The sequence below is a fragment of the Amycolatopsis iheyensis genome (assembly GCF_024703995.1).
In the GTDB taxonomy this organism is placed as follows: Bacteria; Actinomycetota; Actinomycetes; order Mycobacteriales; family Pseudonocardiaceae; genus Amycolatopsis; species Amycolatopsis iheyensis.
Genome location: NZ_JAMXQV010000044.1, coordinates 24,500 through 42,703, shown reverse-complemented (window position 1 = coordinate 42,703; position 18,204 = coordinate 24,500). Strand labels below are relative to the sequence as shown.

Here is an 18,204-nt window from a genome sequence, read left to right as displayed (position 1 = left end):
ACGATGGCCACGGTGACTTTCCAAGACACAACCCGGTTCTACGCAGGCGTGGAACGCCCGGCGGTCGACGGCCTCGACCTGACATTGGCCGACGGCGAGTTCGTGGTGCTGGTTGGCCCGTCTGGCTGCGGCAAGTCGACGACGCTCCGGATGCTTGCCGGCCTGGAGGGCGTCGACGACGGCTCGATCCACATCGGCGCCCGCGACGTGACCGCGTTGCCGCCCAAGGACCGGGACATCGCGATGGTGTTCCAGAACTACGCGTTGTACCCGCACATGACGGTGGGCGAGAACATCGGATTCCACCTGAAGCTGGCTCGTATGCCCGTGGCCGAACGTCGGCGTCGGGTTGCCGAGGCCGCGGCGTTGCTCGATCTGACGCCGTACTTGGACCGCAAGCCGGCTCGGCTCTCGGGTGGCCAGCGCCAGCGGGTGGCGATGGGCCGGGCGATCGTGCGCGAGCCGAGCGTCTTCTTGATGGACGAGCCGCTGTCCAATCTCGATGCTCAGTTGCGGGTCCAGACGCGGACGCAGATCGCTTCGCTGCAACGCCGCCTCGGCATCACCACCCTGTACGTCACGCACGACCAGGTCGAGGCGATGACAATGGGCGACCGGGTGGCTGTCCTGCGCGATGGGGTGTTGCAACAGTGCGACACCCCGATCGGCCTGTTCGCGCGCCCGGCGAATGTGTTCGTGGCCGGGTTCATCGGCTCACCGGCGATGAACCTGCTCGAGACCACGGTGGATGGGCCGTGGTCTGTGCCGCTGACGCCGGCCCAGCGCTCGGCGCTGACCGGACCCGGCCTGGTGGTGGGTGTCCGGCCGGAGGGTTGGGCGATCGGTGGTGAGGGCACCGACGCGGTGGTCGAGGTGGTGGAGGAGCTGGGCAGCGATCAATACCTGTATTGCCGTACTGACTCGCAGGTCTTGACGGTTCGCACTCCTGGCATGGCGCCGTGGCAGCGCGGTGAGTCGATCAAGCTGGCTCCGAAGCCGGACGCGGTCCACCTGTTCGACGCAGGTACCGGAGAACGGCTGCCGTGACTGACGAGGTGGGTGTAGATCTGTTGCCGGTGGCTTCAGACCCTTTCTCACCTGCGGTCGTTCAGGCTGCGGACGGCCGAGGCTGATCGATGTTGCTGTTCCTGGGCTTTCGACGCTTGTTCAGGAATGCCGGCGGGAGCTCCGGTAGGCCGTCAGCGGTGATGCGGACTTCCCAATCCGTGCGATCGAGGAGTCGGTGGTGGTGCAAACACATCAGGACTGGGTCGAGGTCGGTGGGGCCGTCCTCGGCCTCGAGCTGCATGTGGTGACCACGGCAATCGCGAGGTGAGCGGTGACAGCTCGGGAAGGCGCAGCCTTGGTCGCGTAGCTGCAGCGCCCGCTGCAGGCTCGTGGAGATCAACCGGCGGAGCCGGCCCGGGCTTGAGGGCTCACTGTTCCCGTCCACGACCGCGGTGATGACCGCGCTGTCGCAGGCGTGCGGTCGAGCCGAAGCCGTGGTGCCGGCGCCGCGTGCGGTGGGTTCGTCGGTGCCGCCATCGAGAGCGACCGTGGTCAGCTTGTGGGCTCGTTCTGGCAGATGTGTCGGAAAGTCGGGAGCGTCCAGGGCCAGGTCGACCGCGTCGGAGAAGGCGTCGCCGTCGCGTTGCCGAGGGGAGCGGGCGTCGTCCGGTCCGTGTTCGGCCAGCAGGTCGAGCAGGACGCGGGTGCGGGAGCCGGTCTCGTCGTCAAAGCGACCGGACAGTTCCCAAAGCCCGGATCTTTTGCGACGCAACGACAGCTCCCGGCGGAGTGCAGGGGGTTCGGTCTCTTCGGGCTCGGAGGGCTTGGGGTCGAGCTGGGTCAGGATCTGGGACCCGAACGTCGAGACCTGTTTGTACCTGGCCTCGGTGGCGTAGCTGAGCAGGCGTTGCTCGGCGTCGTCGCGGTGTTCGGACGGGGCCTCCGTCAGGACAGCGACGATGGTGTCGATCATCGGGTTGCTCAACTGTCCGGTTGCGGCCACCTTCGCGGTGGCGGGGGCGACCGCGGGCACGAGCGTGCCTTCGGGGGTGCTTCTGGAGTTGAGCGCCCGCGCCCGCTTGACCACGTGCTGGGCTGTGCCCTTGGGTACGTCGGCCAGCTGCTCGTACAATCGCGCGACCGACCGATAACCGAATAGTTTCTGTACGCCGAGATCCTCGATTTCCATGAGCAGGGAACCGATTTCCGCCTCGGCGGTACGCACGACGGCAAGCAGCGAACTGATGCGGTCGGCGAAGGCCTCCGCATCAGCTGGTCTGGCAAAGTCATTGTCCACGTGGCAAGATTACCGCCGGATGAACGTATGTTCATCACTCACGCAGGTGGAGTCGGAAAGCGATGAAACCACCATTGTGGGGGAATGGGAGCTGTGCATTGCGACAACGAGTAGCCCCTGGAGGTCGCGTATTTACCTTTCGCGACTGAGGCTGCGCTTTCACGCAGATCTCGCAGGGTTGCGCCGCTCAACCGGCGTGCCGCCTGAGACAGGACATCGTCGATGCAGCATACTGCTCGAAACGGCCGCCAACAGCGCAACGAGATGCGCGCTGGACCGCCGAGAGCAAGCTAGGGAGTACCGCCGATGGCTCGGCACGAACGGTTGAGCACCCTGCTGGACATGCTGGGGCAGCGGGAAAAGATCGACGTCGAGGACGTTGCCGCGGAGCTGAACGTCTCCGCCGCCACCATCCGGCGCGATCTGGACCATCTCGCCGAGCAGCAGCTGCTCACGCGCACCCGCGGGGGCGCGGTCGCCAACGACCTCGCCTATGACCTGCCTCTTCGCTACAAGACAGCTCGGCACGTCCCGGAGAAGCAGCGGATCAGCGCCGCCGCGGCCGCGTTCGCCGCGAAGGGGATGGTCGTCGGCTTGAACGGGGGCACGACCACCGCCGGGGTCGCGCGAGCGCTCGCCATGCGGTCCGACCTGGCCGGGCGGGGTGACGCGGCGGGGCTGACAGTCGTGACGAACGCGCTGAACATCGCGCACGAGCTCGCGGTGCGGCCGAACGTCAAGATCGTCGTCACCGGCGGGGTCGCACGGCCGCAGTCGTTCGAGCTGAGCGGGCCGCTGGCCACGCGCGTGCTCAGCGAACTGACCATCGACCTGCTGTTCCTCGGTGTCGACGCCTTCGACCCGGAGGCCGGCGCCTTCGCGCACCACGAGGGTGAGGCCAGCATCAACCGGCTGATGGTGGAACGCGCTGAGCGGGTGGTCGCGGTCGCGGACGGCTCGAAACTGGGCCGGCGCGCGTTTGCTCGGATCTGCGAGACGCCGCAGGTGCACGCGTTGGTCACCGACACCGACGCCGATCCGGAAGCGGTTCGCGCTTTCGAGGCCGTCGGCGTCGAGGTGCAGACGGTCTGACGTCGGGCGCGCGGCCGGCGTTGCCGCGCGCCCGGAACGTCAGAAGCCGATCGTCGACGGCGGTTTCGGACCCGCGATGCGGGCTTCGGGCGTGCCCGGCTCCACCGCCGCGCAGTGCGTGCCCTTGGCCGGAAGCTTGCCGGTGATCAGGTAGTCGTCGGTCGCCTTGGTGACGCACTCACTGTTCTTGAAGTACGCGCCGTGGCCCCAGCCGTCGTAGGTGAGCAGGGTGCTACCGCTCTGGCGAGCGGCGGCCTGCGACCACGCGTACGGCGTCGCCGGGTCGTGCTTGCTGCTCACCATCAGCAGCGGCGGCGCGCCGTGCACCTGCAGCGGGTGCTGCGGGTTGCTGGTCCGGTTGGGCCAGCCGATGCAGCCGGTGACGGCCTGCCAGCCCAGCGAGTTGACCTTGATGTCCGGCGCGAAAGCCGCGGCCGTCCGCCGGTAGGCCTCGAGCTCGGCGAAGTTGTGCACCGGCAGGCGCCAGTCGTCGCAGAAGACGCTCTGGAACACGGTGTTGACCGGGATTTCCTCCGCCAGCTTCGCCGATTCGGCCGGCTTGGTGCCATCCGCGAAGGACTGGAGCCGCTTCGCGAGCTGATCCCAGCTGGGGCCGTAGAACGAACTCTGGAAGATCGACGCGAGGCTCAGCGGGGTGATCGGCTCGCCGCTCTGCGGAGCCTTCAGCTCGCCGCGGGCGGCCTTGTCCTGCAGGTCACGCGTCAGTTTGGAGACGTCCCGGCCGTGCAGCGCGCAGCTCGGCGTCCGGTCGCACCAGGCCACGAACTCGCGGAACTCGGCCTGCAGCGACTGGGTTTCGCTGTTGAGAAAGTCCCACGCCGTGTACTGCGAATGGTCCATGTTGCTGTCCAGCACGAGCGCGCGGACCTTGTCCGGGAACAGCTCGGCGTACTGCTGGCCCATCAGGGTGCCGTACGAAACCCCGTAGTACGTCAGCTTCTTCTCGCCGAGTGCGGCGCGGATGGCGTCCATGTCGCGCGCGACGCTCTTGGTGTCGCCGAACTGCCCGAGCGGTCCGCTGAGCCGGTTGCAGCTCTCGCCGAGCTTGCGGTTGTACTGCGCGAGCTGCTCGAACTCGGCCTGGTTGCGCGGCACCTCCGGGTGGTCGGCTATCAGCTCGTCGAGCCCGCACTTGATCTGGGTGCTGGAGCCGACGCCGCGCGGGTCGAAGCCCACGGTGTCGAACCGCTTGGTGATCTCGGCCGAGAGCGACCAGCCGCCCTTGACCTCGCCCGCGCCCGCGCCGCCGGGGCCGCCCGGGTCCATCAGGATCGACCCGATGCGGGCCTGCGGATCCGTCGCTTTCCGCCGGGCGAGCGCGATGGTCGTGGTGCCGCCGTCCGGGTGGGCCCAGTCGACCGGGACGGTGACCGTGCCGCAGTCGACGCCGGGTGCGTCAGCGCACGGCTGCCAGTCGACCCCTTCCGCGGCCGACGCCGGCGCTGCCGCCAGCAAGCTACCCAGAACTGCCGTCGCCGCCGCGGCCGTCAGCAGCCGTTTTTGTACCCTCAACATTGCCAGCCCTTCCCCTTACCGACAGTGGTTGATCGACTCCAGGAAATCACCGTTCCGGTGATCGCGCCAGGTGCTCAGGTGAACCGTGTCGTCGTGGCTACTGTGGATTGACGCGTTCCGCGCGCCGGAGCCAGGCCGTAGCCGCCGTGCCGAACACGCACAGCAGTCCCAGCACGCCGAATGCCCAGCCGAAACCAGTAGCCGGATCCACGGCGAGGCCGCGGGACAGCACGATCACGCACAGCGCGCCGCCGATAGCGCCACCCACGCGCAGCACGATGTTCACCAACGCGGTCGCATGGCCGAGCTCGCTCGCGTCGACCGACGCGTACGCCGCTGTCGAAGCCGGCATGATCGACAGCCCGAGTCCGGCGCCGCGGACGATGAGCAACGCCTGGACCAGCCACATCGGCGTGTCCGGGCCGAGCCAGGGCAGCGGCACGGTGCTTGCGAGCACCACCAGTGACCCGGTGAGTGCGACGGCGCCGCCGCCGTGACGGTCCGTGAGCCGACCGGCCACCAGCACGAACACCGTCGTGGCCAGGCCCATCGGCGCGAGCAGGACGCCGGCTGCGGGCGGGCCGGCGCCCAGGCGGACTTGGAACCACAAGGGCAGCAGCAGGACCGCGCCGAACATCCCGGCGCCGGCGAGCAGGACGGACGCCAGCGCTGAGCCCATGACGGGCCGCGTGGCGAGACGCAGGTCCAGCACCGGGTGCTGCACGCGCAGCGAACGCCAGCCGAACAGCGCGAGCGCGAGGGCGCCGACCGCCGCGAACGGCGCGTTGAGCTCGGTGAGCGTGTAGACGAGAAGCGGCAGGCCGAGTGAGATCAAGGCCAAGCCGGGCCAGTCCACCTTCGGCGGCCGGCCGCGATCACCGCGCGGCACGTATTTGAGCGCGAGCCCGAACGCGACGAGCCCGATCGGCAGGTTCAGCCAGAACAGCACCGGCCAGGAGAAGTGCGCGAGCAGGAACCCACCGACGCTCGGCCCGACGACCGGCGCCAGCCCGACCACGAGACCGAGCGTCCCCATCGTGCGGCCGAGCCGTTCCGGCCCGACGGCCAGCCCGATCACCGTCTGCCCGGCGGTGACCAGGACGCCGGTGGCCATGCCCTGCGCCGCACGGAACGCGATCAGGGTGACGCCGTCGGGCGCCAGCGCGCAGGCCACCGACGTCAGGAGGAACGCTGCCAGCGCCCAGAGCCACAGGCGTCCGGCGCCAAGCCGCTTGACCAGCCACGGAGTCAGCGGGAGGGCGGCCGAAAGACCCAGCAGGAACGCCGTGGCCACCCATTGGATCTCGAGGAGGCTGACGCCCAGGTCGAGCCGCATCGACTCCAGCCCGACGGCGACGATCGAGCCGTCCATGTTGCCCAGGAAACCGCCGAATGCCATGACGCCGGACGCGATCCAGACGGTGCGCGGGATGGGGGGAGCAGTCATGCTGCCGACGGTAAAAGTTCGAGAAAGGTTGAAGTCAATCTCGCTTGCTGCGCCGGCTAGGGAAACTGGGAGCGAGCCTTACTGCGCGCGAGCATCGTGAAGTGCGGGACGCTCAGACGCAGTAGCGCAGCAAGGTCAGGTCCGCCTCGGCCGCCTCGAAGCTCACGCGCGGCCGAGGCGGCCAGGATGTTGCTTGATACCGGCGCCGAGGCTGAGGACGCCGACGCGTGCCATCAGCGGTTGCCCTTCGCGTACATCTCGGCGGCGTTGGCCTGGGTGACGAGCTGCGTCGGCAGCATCTGCGTCTTAGCCGGCTTCGCGCAGTCGATGAGGATGCTCTTGGCCGACGCCACGGCTTCGCGCCCGCCCGTCGGGTAGACGAACGTCGCGGCGAGGCGCCCGGCCTCGACCGCCTTGATCCCGCCGGGCGGGATCGGGAGCCCGTCGATGCCGATGAACTTGATCTTCTGGGCCAGTCCGGCGGCCTTCGCCGCGAGGTAGGCGCCTTCAGCCATCGGGTCGTTCTGCGAGTAGACGGCCTGGATCTCCGGATGCGCTTTGAACACCGCGTCGGCCTGCTGCTGGCCTTTCTCGCGCAGCCAGTCACCGTCAACGGTGGTCACGATGTCGATGCCGCGGCCCTCGATGCCCTTCGCGAAACCGTCCTGGCGCTCCTTGGCCGGGGTCGATCCGGCGAGTCCGCGGATCTCGGCGATCTTCCCGCCCTGGGGCAGGATCTTGTCGGCCATGTACTGCCCGGCCTGCCGACCGATGTCGACGTTGTCGGCGCCGATCCACTGCGTGTACGCGTCGCCGTCGACCTTGCGGTCCAGCACCAGCACCGGGATGCCCTTGTCGTAGGCCTTCTTGACGACCCCGGTCAGCGGAGTCGCCTCGTTGGGGCTGATGATCAGCAGGTCGATCCGCTGGGTCAGGAAGTTCTCGACGTCGGTGACCTGTTTCGAGTTGTCCTGCTGCGCGTCGGCGAAGTTGACCGTGAACTGCGGATACTGCTTCGCCGCGCGGGCGATGTCGTCGTTCATCTGCTTGCGGTACGGCTCGCCGACGTTGGCCTGGCTGACCCCGATGGTGTACTTGCCCTCGGCGCCCTTGCAGGCCGCGGCCGACGTCGTCGCGCCCTGCCCGGAGTTCTCGTGCGTGGTGCCGCAGGCGGTCGCGGCCAGGACGAGGACGAGCGCGGGTATGGCGAAGTGCTTTCCGGACATCTCTTTCTTCCCCTCTTCGGTGGTCACGGTGTTGGACGCAGGCGCTGCAGCCCGGCGGCGGCGACGATGACCAGGCCCTTGATCAGCAGCTGGACGTTGGATTCGACGTTGTTGAGCGTCAGGATGTTGTTGAGCATGCTCAGCAGCAGCGCCCCGGCGACGGTCCCGGACACCGAGCCGCGGCCGCCCGACAGCGCCGTGCCGCCGATCACCACCGCGGCGATGGCGTCGAGCTCGTAGCCGATGCCGTCGTTGGGACTGCCCTGGTTGAGCTGGCCGGCGTGGATGATCCCGGCCAGGGCCGCGAGCAGCCCGCTGAGCCCGTAGACCAAGACCTTGACCCGGGTGACCGCGACGCCGGAGAGGCGCGCGGCCTTCTCGTTGCCGCCGATCGCGTAGACGTGGCGGGCGAACGCGCTGGTGCGCAGGAACACGATCGCCGCGACGGCGACGATCGCGAAGATCACCACTGGGATCGGGACAAGTCCGTTGAAGGTGCGCTCGCCGAGGAGGGAGAACGTGAGGGGTGCTTCGCCGGGCCCGTCGCCGTACTCGATCTGGACGCCCTGCCCGCCCGACCAGATCCGGGCGAGCCCGCGCGCGACCTGCAGGCCCGCCAGGGTGACGATGAACGCTTGGATGCCGAACACCGCGGACGCGACACCTTGCAACAGGCCGAAGACGAACCCGGCGGCGAGCACCAGCAGCACGGCGGGCACGACGCCCAGGCCGTTCTCGACCAGCAGCACGGCCGAGCCGACGGCGGCCAGCCCGAGCACCGCGCCGACCGACAAGTCGATCCCGCCGACGAGGATCACGAACGTCATGCCGATGGCGATGATGCCGATCTCGGCGATCGCGCGGACGATGTTGAAGAGGTTCCCGCCGGTGAGGAAGTCCGGGAAGCCGTCGTGGGCGGGTGAAAACACGATGCCCGCGACGAACACAAGCACCAGGCCGAACAGGCTCTGGAAGCGGAAGAACGCGTCGGCGACGGCGGCGCGGCGCGTCGGCAGGAACTCCGTGACGGTCATCGGATCCCCTTCGTCGTGGTCTCGCCCATGGCCGCGGCCAGCAGCTCGGCCTCGCCCGCGTCGTGCGTGTCGAGCTCCTGGCTGCTGCGGCCGTCGTGCAGGACGACGACGCGGTCGCACAGCCCGACCAGCTCGGCCGGTTCGGACGACGCGAGCAGAACGCCGATGCCGCGGGCGGCTGCGGCGGCCAGGAGCTGGTAGATCTCCGCTTTCGCGCCGACGTCGACGCCGCGGGTCGGCTCGTCGAGCAGAAGCAGCTTCGGCTCGGTGAGCAGTGCCCGGCCGAGCACCACCTTCTGCTGGTTGCCGCCCGAGAGCGTGCCGACCGGGGCGGCGAGTGCGCCCTTCACCTTCAGCTCGGCGAGGATCTTCGCGGAGACGTCGTTCTCGCGGCTGCGCGTCAGGAATCCCGCCGTAGCGATCCGGTCTACAATGGACAACGCGGTGTTCGCGCGTACGGATTGGGGCAGTGCCAGGCCGGCGATGCGGCGATCTTCCGGCACCAGTGCGAGTCCGAGCCGGACGGCTTGACGCGGGCTTCGCGGGTGGATTTCCCTGCCGTTGAAGGACACGTGCCCCTGCCACCGCCCTGGTGTCCCTGCGCCGAAGAGCGTCTCCAGGAGTTCGGTGCGGCCCGAGCCGAGCAGACCGCCGAGGCCGACGATCTCCCCGGCGCCGACGGTGAGGGAGATTCCAGCGGGCTCGCGGCGTCCGGGGCGATGTCGCCGCGGGCGCAGTGCGAAGTCGTCGAGACGAAGTAGTTCGCCGCCGGTTTCGCCGTGCTTGACACGGAACAGCGCCTGGACGGGCCGGCCGATCATTGCTTCGGTGACCTGCTCGACCGTCAGGTCACGGGCGGCGAACCCGGCGGCGACGCGGCCGTTGCGCAGGATCGTGGCGCGGTCGGCGATCCGCCCGATCTCCTCGAGCCGGTGGGAGATGTAGACGATGCCGGCGCCCGCGTCGCGGAGTTCGTTGATCACCTTGAACATCCGCTCGACCTCCGCTCCGGTGAGCGCGGACGTCGGCTCATCCATGATCAGCACGCGCGCGTCGAGGGCGAGGGCCTTGGCGATGGCGACGAGCTGCTGCTCGCCGGTGCGCAGTTCGCCGACACTGCGTTTCGGGTCGAGCGCGATCCCGGTGCGCGCGAGCAGTTCGCGCGTCTCGCGGTGCATCCGTTGCCGCGCGATCGTGCCGGCTTTCGTGCGGAGTTCGCGGCCGAGGAAGATGTTGGCGGCCACCGAAAGCCCGGGCACGAGGTCGAGCTCCTGCGGGATCATGGCGATGCCGCGGCGCTGGGCGTCGGCCGGCTCGCCGAAGGTGGTTTGCTCGCCGTCGATTTCGATGGTGCCGTGGTGTCCGGTGACGTCGCCGGAAAGAATTCGCATCAGGGTCGACTTGCCGGCGCCGTTTTCCCCGAGCAGCGCGTGGACTTCGCCGCGGCGCACGGTGAAGTCCACGTGGTCGCAGGCGAGCGTGCCACCGTAGGCCTTGCTGATGCCGGTCATGACGACCAGCGGGGTACCCGGCTCTTCCATGACACCCCTCGCGTCGGCGGAAGATGGGAGTAATCGATTACCTGACGCTAGGGATGCGACGGAGATGTGTCAAGCGTCACTTCGGGGCTTGTTGTCCACAAGTGGGCGGCGATGTGGACAACCGGAGCGTGACTGCGCACATTTCCGGCTTTTGTCGGAGGGGGCCGATACGCTGGGTGCGGGGCCGGTCCCCCGGAGAGGGTGGGGGTGTTTCGGTGGGTTTCGGCGCGGTGGTCAGCGGGTAGAGCTGCCTCGGATGATCAGCTGAGCGGCCATTGTCGTTGTGGTCGTCGCGCGGGAACCGCCGTCGCTGATCCTGTCGAGCAGGAGGCGGGCTGCCAGCTGGCCCATGGCGTGCGCCGGTTGGGAGACCACGGTCAGGGCCGGGGAAATCAGCGTTGCCCACGGCGCGTCGTCGAAGGACACGATGCCGACGTCGTGGCCCGAACGCAGGCCCAGTTCGGCTAGTGCTTGCAGGACGCCGACGGACATCGTGCTGCTGGACACCAGCAGGGCGTCCGGTGGGTCGGGTCTGGTCAGTAGTTGTGTCGCGGCTTCTCGGCCGCCTGTTTCGCGGAATTCGCAGCGGCGCACCAGCTTTGCCGAATACTTCCGGCCCGCCTGGCGTAGTGCGTCGCGGTAACCGTCGAGCCGGTCGTCCGCCGTGGTGATGCCCGGCGGGCCCGCGATGCAGCCGATGCGCTCGTATCCGTTGTCCACCAGGTGCCGCACGGCTTCGCAGGCCGCCCCGCGGGAGTCGAGGAGCACCGCGTCACAGTCCGTCGAATCGAGGCGCCGGTCGACGGTCACGATGGGCGTCCGGTGCGTTGTCAGCGGTCGGACGTCGCTGTCGCCGGTGGTCGGCGACATGATCACGCCGGCGAGTCGCTCCTGTGCTGCGACCTCGACGTACCGGCGCTCCTTGGCCGTGTTTTCGTCGGAGTTGCAGAGCATCACCGAGTAGCCCGCGGCCTGCGCGGTGTCCTCGGCTCCGCGAGCGATCGCCGTGAAGAACGGGTTTTCGACGTCGGAGATGATCAGGGCCAGCACTGCGGTCTCGCGGCGGCGGAGGCTGCGCGCGAGGCCGTTCGGCGTATAGCCGAGCTCTTCCACCGCCCTGGCCACGCGTTCGGCCAGCACGGGGTCCACAGTGGACTTACCGTTGAGTGCCCGCGACACGGTCGCCGTGGACACCCCGGCCAACGCCGCCACGTCGGAGATCGTCGCCACCCGCGTCTCCGTTCGCTCTCGTCGTTGACAGTGCTCTTGGCACACCATAGCGTGGTAGTAATCGATTTCCCGCAGGTTGGTCCGTGGAGGGCGGATGACGGGACTGCTGCTCGGCGTGGACATCGGCACGGCCAGCTCGAAGGGTGTGCTGGTGGACCCCGGCGGCGCGGTGCTCGCCCGGTTCGTCCGCGAGCACGCCGTCTCGACGCCCCGGCCCGGCTGGTTCGAACACGACGCGGAAACGGTGTGGTGGGCTGACTTCGCGGGGATCGTCGCGGATCTGCTGCGCGCGGCCGCGGGCCGACCACTCGCCGGACTCGGGATCAGTGGCATCGGGCCGTGTCTCCTGCCGGCCTCCGAGAGTGGTGAGCCGTTGCGGCCGGCGATCCTCTACGGCGTCGACACCCGCGCGGGCGACGAGATCGCTGAGCTGAACGCGGAGCTCGGTGCGGCCGAGATCCTGGCGCGCGGGGGTTCGCCGCTGACGAGCCAGGCTGTCGGGCCGAAGGTGCGATGGCTGGCGCGGCACGAGCCGGACGTCTATGCGCGGACCAAGAAGCTGCTGATGGCGAGCTCGTTCCTGGTGCACCGGCTGACCGGGCGGTACGTGCTGGATCACCATTCGGCGAGCCAGTGCACGCCGCTGTACGACCTTGTCGCCGGGGAGTGGGCTGAGGACTGGGCATCGCGGGTTGCGCCGGGGCTGCCGCTACCGGACCTGTTGTGGCCGACGGAAGTGGCGGGCGAGGTCACGGCTTCCGCCGCCGCGGCGACCGGGTTGCCCGCGGGGTTGCCCGTGACGGCGGGGACGGTCGACGCCTGGGCGGAGGCCGCGAGCGTCGGCGTTCGCGAACCCGGGGACGTCATGGTCATGTACGGCACGACGATGTTCCTGATCCAGGTGCTGGAGGAACCGCGGCCGCACCCCGGTTTGTGGGGCACGCGGGGTGTCGTCCCGGGCAGTTTCACGCTCGCGGCGGGGATGGCGACGTCGGGCGCGGTGACCGACTGGCTGCGGAAGCTGGTCGGGGCGTCTTTCGAGGATCTCGTCGCGGAGGCGGCTTCGGTGCCGGCGGGGAGTCGTGGGCTTCTGCTGTTGCCGTACTTCGCGGGGGAGCGGACGCCGTTGTTCGACCCGGCCGCGCGGGGCGTGCTCGCCGGGCTGACGACCACGCACGGGCGGGCGGAGATCTATCGCGCGGCGTTGGAGGGAATCGCGTACGGCGTGCGGCACAACCTGGAGGCGATGGCCGCCGCGGGTGGTGCGGCCGGGCGGCTGGTCGCGGTCGGCGGCGGGACGAAGGGCGGGCTGTGGACGCAGATCGTCTCGGACGTGACGGGGCTCCCGCAGCAGATTCCGGCCGAGACGATCGGGGCCTGCCTGGGGGATGCGCTGCTGGCGGCGGAAGCGGTGGGGATGGAGCCGCCGCGGGGAAACCCGATCGCTGCGACCGTGACGCCGGATCCTGTGCGTGGGGAGCGGTACGAGGAGTTCTACCGGCACTACCGAGCGCTGTATGAGGCGACGGCGGAGACGGCGCATTTCTTGGCGGGGCAGCACACGGCTGGCTGAGGCGCGGCATGTGCTTAGTGGCTGGCGCGAGGCGTCACCGGCGATGTCGGACGTCGCATGCGACTGGGTGTTTCCGGGTCGCGCGGCAGCACGCGGCTCGCTGAGCGGCCCTAGCCCCACCCCCGCCCTCTCCGGGGGACCGGCCCCGCATCCAGCGTATCGGTGCCCTCCGACAGAAGCCGGAAATGGGCGTTGTCGAGGCTTGGTTGTCCACATCTCGGGTGGGCTGTGGACAACGTGGGCTGTTGTCGGCGGGGCGTGTAATGCATGAATTGAGGTTGGCGAACCTGCTCGGGGCTACCGTCCTGAACCTTTCCGACCGCATGACCAGCGCCGCCGCTGGTGCTGCCGGGGTCAGTCTCAGTGGGACCGCCGCCCTTGTTGTTCTTGCCGAGTTCTCCGGGCTTGGTGGTACCGAGCTCGGGCGGCGGATCGGGCTCAGTCAGCCCGCCTGTGCCCGGATGCTTGACCAGCTCGAAGGACGGGGGCTGGTTCGACGTCGGGAGAAAACCGGCAGGGCCGTTGCTGTTGAGCTGACCCGGGAGGGGCGGGCCGCTGCCGGGCGGGCCCTTGCCGCGCGGCAAGAAGTGCTGGTGAGGGCGTTGGGAGCGGTGGCCGAGCCGGCTGGGCTTGAACCTGTTCTGGAACAGCTGTTGCGTGGGTTGCACGCCGACGTTCAGCACGGCGACCTCATGTGTCGGCTCTGCGACCGGCCCGGTTGTGTTGCTCGCCGGCAGACCTGTCCCGTCGGGGAACTCGAGAAGGGGACCTGATGGGGAACGTTCTCGCGCTCGTTTCCGCTCTCTGCTTCGGTGTCACCCACTTCGTCAGCGGGCTTGCCTCGCGCCGGGCGTCGGGGATGACCGTCTCGCTCTATGCCCAGCTGGCCGGCACGCTTGTCTCCGTTCCGCTTGCCGTCTTCAGCGGTGCGCCCGGCGTCTCGGCGCTCGGCTGGGGGTTCCTGTCCGGGGCCGGCACCGGGGTGGGCGTCGCCTTTCTCTACCGGGCCATGGGCAAGGGGGCGATGAGCCTTGTCGTGCCCGCCAGTGATGTCGCCGCCGTGGTGCTTCCGGTCCTCTTCGGACTACTCCTGTTGGGGCAACCGCTCTCGCTCGTTGCCGTCGCCGGGGTGTGCTGTGCCGTTCCCGCGCTGTGGCTCGTGTCCCGCGGAACTCACGAGAAACGGACATCCGCCGGCATTCCGGACGCCTTTGTGGCCGGGCTGGGGTTTGCCGTGCAGTTCGTCGCGCTGTCGCGGATTCCCGCCGAGGCCGGGTTCTGGCCGGTCGTCGTCAGTCGCGCTGGTTCCGTCGTGGCCATTGCCGGGCTGGTCGCCGCCACCCGGGCGCCGTGGCGGCTGCCGTCGCGGGTGGTGGGGGCCGCCGCGCTCGCCGGTGTCTGCGGGACGGCCGCCATCGTGCTCTACCTGCTTGCCGCGCAGCGGCAGGTGCTGGCCGTCGCGACCGTGCCGGCCGCCCTCTATCCGGCGGTTCCCGTGCTGCTCGCGCTGGTCTTCCTGCGGGAACGGCTCAGCCGCGCCCAGGTCGCCGGGCTGCTCGGGGCCGGCGCGGCGATCGCGCTCGTCTCACTGGGCTGAACGGCGGCGTCGGCTCCGCCAACGGCGGCCGGCGACCACGCCTCGGTAGTGCTCCAGCGCCGCGACCGACTCGATGACCTGCTCGAAGCTGGGCAGGGCATGCACGTTGGCCACCAGCGTCATGTCCTTGCGCGGGATCTCCATGAAGCACACCTCGACACCGGACCGGGCGGCGCGGGCCGCCACCTGCTCCTGCCACGTCGGGAGGTCGTGCTCGTCGCCCAGCCATTCGTGCAGGTAGACGCACCACTTGCCGCGCTGCAGCTCACCCGCGATGTCGTCTTGGCCGACCAGGTACGGCTCCGTCACCCGATCGGCCATGACTGTTCCCCGGAACACCAAGGCACGCTTCCCTCCTGCACCCGGCGGTGACCCCTACCGCCGGAGAAAGCGCTATCCGGCGGTGGCCTCCCCGCTTCGGCCGAGCAGCGCGCACCCCGGCAACCAATGGTGGAACACCAGGGGCAGCCGTCAACTTACCGGTGGATGTGTTTCCCAGCAACCGTTTCCCGTTCATCCGATGCGGCTCGTGCACAACCCGCGTGCGGATGCACGTGCCGATCATCGCGGCCGCGCATTTGAATATTCACCGAAATAGCGCCGGGAATTCCCACGCGGGAAATCTGTGCACTTCGGACGGTCGGCTGGGTGACCGGCCGGGCGCGCAGCGTGAGATGCGACGAAGGTCGTGAGTCGGCCCGGTGAACCCGGTTCGGCGGGTGACACTGCGCGAAACCTGCGCTATACAGAGCCCATCATGCGTGTAGATGCGCGAAAGGTGTCTCGAATGAGCAGAGTTGCGCAGTCGCTCGGCTGTCTGGCCGCTGCCGCCGTCCTCGGGCTGAGTCCGACGCCGGCGTCCGCGGCGCCCGCCGGGCAGCTCGGGGACCTGACCGGGATCTCGGCCGACGGGTCCACCGTGACGCTGACGTCGGGGGCCGCGGCCGTGCGCGTCAGCTTCCCGGCCGAGGGCGCCGTCCGGGTCTGGCTCGCCCCCGACGGGACGTTCACCGATCCGGCCGGCGACAAGATCGTCCGGCCGAAGGTCCCGGTGGCGCCGAAACGCGTCGACAAGGGCCTGTACTGGGCCATTTCGACGCCGAAGGCGACGCTGCGGGCCTACAAGCACCCGTTGAAGTTCGCCCTGTACGACGGTGCCGACCGCAAGCAGCTCTGGGCGGAGTCGGCCCCGCTGGCCTGGACCGGCACCACGACCACGCAGAGCCTCGCGCGCACCGCGACCGAGCAGTTCGTCGGCGGCGGCGAGCAGAACGGGCGGTTCAGCCACCGCGACCAGACGATCCGGATCTTCGCCGACGACAACTGGAACGACGGCGGCGCGCCCAACTCGCAGCCGTTCTACGCCTCTACCTCGGGTTATGGCGTCCTGCGCAACACCTTCGCGCCGGGCAGCTACTCGTTCACGGCCCCGGTGAAGACCACCCACGACGAACGCCGGTTCGACGCCACCTACGTCGTCGGCGACACGCTCAAGGACGTCGTCGGCGGCTACACCGACCTCGTCGGCAAGCCGTTCCTGCCGCCGATCTACGGCCTGGAAACGGGCGACTCGGATTGCTATTTGCACAATGCAAATCGCGGTGAGCGGCACACGCTCGACGCGGTGAAGGTGGCCGACGGATACACCGAGAACGGCATGCCGAACGGCTGGATGCTCGTCAATGACGGATACGGCTGCGGTTACGAAAATCTGCAGCAAACCGGCGAAGGACTACGAAAAAACGGCATGCAGCTCGGTTTGTGGACCGAGGACGGCGTGCCCAACCAGGCCGAAGAGGTCAAGGCCGGGGTGCGGGTGCGGAAGCTCGACGTCGCCTGGGTCGGCCCCGGCTACCAGTTCGCGCTCGACGCCTGCGACACCGCGTACAAGGGCATCGAGGACAACAGCGACGCCCGCGGGTTCGTCTGGCAGCCGGTGAGCTGGGCCGGCGCGCAACGCTGCGGCGTGCTCTGGAGCGGCGACCAGTCCGGCTCCTACGACTACATCAAGTGGCAGATCCCGACCTACGCGGGCGCGACGACGTCCGGCATCGCCTACAACACCGGCGACATCGACGGCATCTTCGGCGGCAGCCCGCAGACCTACGTCCGCGACCTGCAGTGGAAGGCGTTCCTGCCGGCCGCGATGACGATGGACGGCTGGGCGTCTTCGGACAAGCAGCCGTGGCGCCAGGGCGAGCCGTACACCTCGATCAACCGCAAGTACCTGCTGCTCAAGGAGCGGCTGCTGCCCTACACCTACAGCTACTCGGCGCAGGCGCACCAGACCGGCGTCGGCCAGGTCCGGCCGCTCGCGCTGGAGTACCCGGACGACCCGAACGTCTGGACCGACAAGGCCAAGTACGAGTTCCTCTCCGGCACCGACTTCCTGGTCGCGCCGGTCTACGAGAAGTCGACCGTGCGCAACGGCATCTACCTGCCCAAGGGCACCTGGGTCGACTACTGGAGCGGCAAGACCTACACCGGGCCGACCACAGTGGACGGCTACGACGCGCCGCTCGACACGCTGCCGCTGTTCGTCCGTGCCGGGGCCGTCGTGCCGATGTGGGCCGAGGGCACGACGTCGTGGCAAACGCGCGACAAGTCCCGGTTGGACGTCGACGTCTACCCGCAGAGCAAGGGCAGCTTCACGCTCACCGAGGATGACGGCGTGACTCGCGGCTACCAGCGCGGTGAGCAGGCGAAGCAGACGTTCACCGTCGACGCGCCGAAGTCCGGGCCGGGCACGGTGACCGTCGGGATCGGCGCGAGCACGGGCACCTACCCCGGCAAGCCCGCGGCGCGGAACTATCAACTTTCCGTCCACACGGGTTCGAAGCCGGGCGCCGTCCAGGCCGGGACCGGGGTGCTGCGGCAGTACGGCAGCAAGGCCGAGCTGGACAAGGCGCCGTCGGGCTGGTGGTACGACCCGGCAGCGCACGGCGTGGTCCGCGTCAAGACCGGCCAGGTGGGCGCGGGTGACCGGCAGGACGTCCGGCTGTTCGGGACGAGCGCGGTCGGCGGCTTCTTTCCCGAGGACGACAACGCGGCGGTGACGCTGACGGCGCCGCCGCTGGCCGTCCCGGGGCAGACGGTGAACGGCACGCTCGGCTTCACCAACAGCACGCCGTTGCCGGTACGGGACGTGGCGTTGTCCGTTCAGGGCACGGGTTTCCGGGCCGGTGTCCCGGCCACGCCAAAGGTCGTCATGCCCGGGCAGACCGTCAAGGTGCCGGTGACCTTGACCCCGGAGGCCGGGTTGAAGCCCGCGGACTACCAGGTCACCGCCACCGCGACCTACCAAGCGCGGCTCGGCGCGCACCAGGCCGTCGACTCCGCGACCGTCACCGTCCCGTACGCCTCCTTGGCCGCGGCGTACGGGAACGTCGGGGTCACCGACGCGGCGCACGTCGCGGCCGGGGACCTCGACGGCGGCGGCAGCAGCTTCCGTGCCGAAGGACTCGCCGAAGCCGGGCTGACCGCCGGGGCGACGTTCACGGCGAACGGGGCGCGGCTGACCTGGCCGGCCGCCGGGACCGGCCAAGCGGACAACGTCGTCGCGGCCGGGCAGACGATCGCCGTGCGCGGGACCGGCTCGAAGCTCGTCCTGGCCGGCACCGGCA

At 69.3% G+C, this 18,204-nt stretch carries 13 protein-coding genes and 1 pseudogene; 6 read left to right on the top strand and 8 right to left on the bottom strand.

Annotated features, from left to right (window positions below):
* Nucleotides 1-3: 3 nt before the first annotated feature.
* Entirely contained in the window at nt 4-1,047 is a 1,044-nt protein-coding gene (locus M8542_RS47005) for an ABC transporter ATP-binding protein (RefSeq protein WP_257926931.1), read from the top strand.
* Between the two features lie 61 nt (nt 1,048-1,108).
* Here M8542_RS47005 and M8542_RS47000 read toward each other — a convergent pair whose 3' ends face one another.
* Entirely contained in the window at nt 1,109-2,305 is a 1,197-nt protein-coding gene (locus tag M8542_RS47000) for a DUF222 domain-containing protein (RefSeq protein ID WP_257926930.1), read from the bottom strand.
* A gap of 306 nt (nt 2,306-2,611) precedes the next feature.
* Here M8542_RS47000 and M8542_RS46995 point away from each other — a divergent pair, with 306 nt between their 5' ends.
* Nucleotides 2,612-3,397 carry a DeoR/GlpR family DNA-binding transcription regulator gene (locus M8542_RS46995; protein ID WP_257926929.1) on the top strand — a complete coding sequence of 262 codons (786 nt, stop codon included), beginning with the start codon at nt 2,612-2,614 and terminating at the stop codon, nt 3,395-3,397.
* Between the two features lie 39 nt (nt 3,398-3,436).
* Here M8542_RS46995 and M8542_RS46990 read toward each other — a convergent pair whose 3' ends face one another.
* The 6 genes from M8542_RS46990 to M8542_RS46965 all read right to left on the bottom strand — a co-directional run bounded on the left by M8542_RS46990 (nt 3,437) and on the right by M8542_RS46965 (nt 11,411).
* On the bottom strand, nt 3,437-4,933 hold the full coding sequence (locus tag M8542_RS46990; RefSeq protein WP_257926928.1) for an alpha/beta hydrolase: 1,497 nt from the start codon (nt 4,931-4,933) through the stop codon (nt 3,437-3,439).
* Nucleotides 4,934-5,030: 97 nt separating this feature from the next.
* The gene (locus M8542_RS46985; protein ID WP_257926927.1) at nt 5,031-6,380 is read right to left on the bottom strand and encodes an MDR family MFS transporter; all 1,350 of its coding nucleotides are present in this window, start codon (nt 6,378-6,380) and stop codon (nt 5,031-5,033) included.
* A gap of 233 nt (nt 6,381-6,613) precedes the next feature.
* Nucleotides 6,614-7,606 (bottom strand): substrate-binding domain-containing protein, encoded by a 993-nt coding sequence (locus M8542_RS46980; protein WP_257926926.1) that lies wholly within the window; start codon nt 7,604-7,606, stop codon nt 6,614-6,616.
* Nucleotides 7,607-7,629: 23 nt separating this feature from the next.
* Nucleotides 7,630-8,640 (bottom strand): ABC transporter permease, encoded by a 1,011-nt coding sequence (locus M8542_RS46975; protein WP_257926925.1) that lies wholly within the window; start codon nt 8,638-8,640, stop codon nt 7,630-7,632.
* Nucleotides 8,637-10,181: a sugar ABC transporter ATP-binding protein gene (locus M8542_RS46970; protein ID WP_257926924.1), complete on the bottom strand. Its 1,545-nt coding sequence runs from the start codon at nt 10,179-10,181 to the stop codon at nt 8,637-8,639. The genes M8542_RS46975 and M8542_RS46970 overlap by 4 nt, the downstream gene beginning before the upstream one ends.
* Nucleotides 10,182-10,415: 234 nt before the next feature.
* A complete protein-coding gene (locus M8542_RS46965; protein WP_257926957.1) occupies nt 10,416-11,411 on the bottom strand; it encodes a LacI family DNA-binding transcriptional regulator in 996 nt (331 codons plus the stop codon).
* Between the two features lie 94 nt (nt 11,412-11,505).
* Here M8542_RS46965 and M8542_RS46960 point away from each other — a divergent pair, with 94 nt between their 5' ends.
* From M8542_RS46960 to M8542_RS46950, 3 genes are all read left to right on the top strand, one after another.
* Nucleotides 11,506-12,984, top strand: a complete 1,479-nt coding sequence (locus M8542_RS46960) for an FGGY-family carbohydrate kinase (RefSeq protein WP_257926923.1) — start codon at nt 11,506-11,508, stop codon at nt 12,982-12,984.
* Between the two features lie 278 nt (nt 12,985-13,262).
* Nucleotides 13,263-13,757: a MarR family transcriptional regulator gene (locus M8542_RS46955; RefSeq protein ID WP_257926922.1), complete on the top strand. Its 495-nt coding sequence runs from the start codon at nt 13,263-13,265 to the stop codon at nt 13,755-13,757.
* Nucleotides 13,757-14,581, top strand: coding sequence for an EamA family transporter (locus M8542_RS46950; RefSeq protein WP_257926921.1), 825 nt, complete (start codon nt 13,757-13,759; stop codon nt 14,579-14,581). The genes M8542_RS46955 and M8542_RS46950 overlap by 1 nt, the downstream gene beginning before the upstream one ends.
* Here M8542_RS46950 and M8542_RS46945 read toward each other — a convergent pair.
* Nucleotides 14,570-14,902 (bottom strand): hypothetical protein, encoded by a 333-nt coding sequence (locus tag M8542_RS46945; protein ID WP_257926920.1) that lies wholly within the window; start codon nt 14,900-14,902, stop codon nt 14,570-14,572. The two genes, M8542_RS46950 and M8542_RS46945, sit on opposite strands and share 12 nt — an antisense overlap.
* 436 nt (nt 14,903-15,338) lie before the next feature.
* Here M8542_RS46945 and M8542_RS46940 point away from each other — a divergent pair.
* Nucleotides 15,339-17,873, top strand: a pseudogene (locus M8542_RS46940) (glycoside hydrolase family 31 family protein); the annotation flags it as partial.
* Nucleotides 17,874-18,204: the final 331 nt, after the last annotated feature.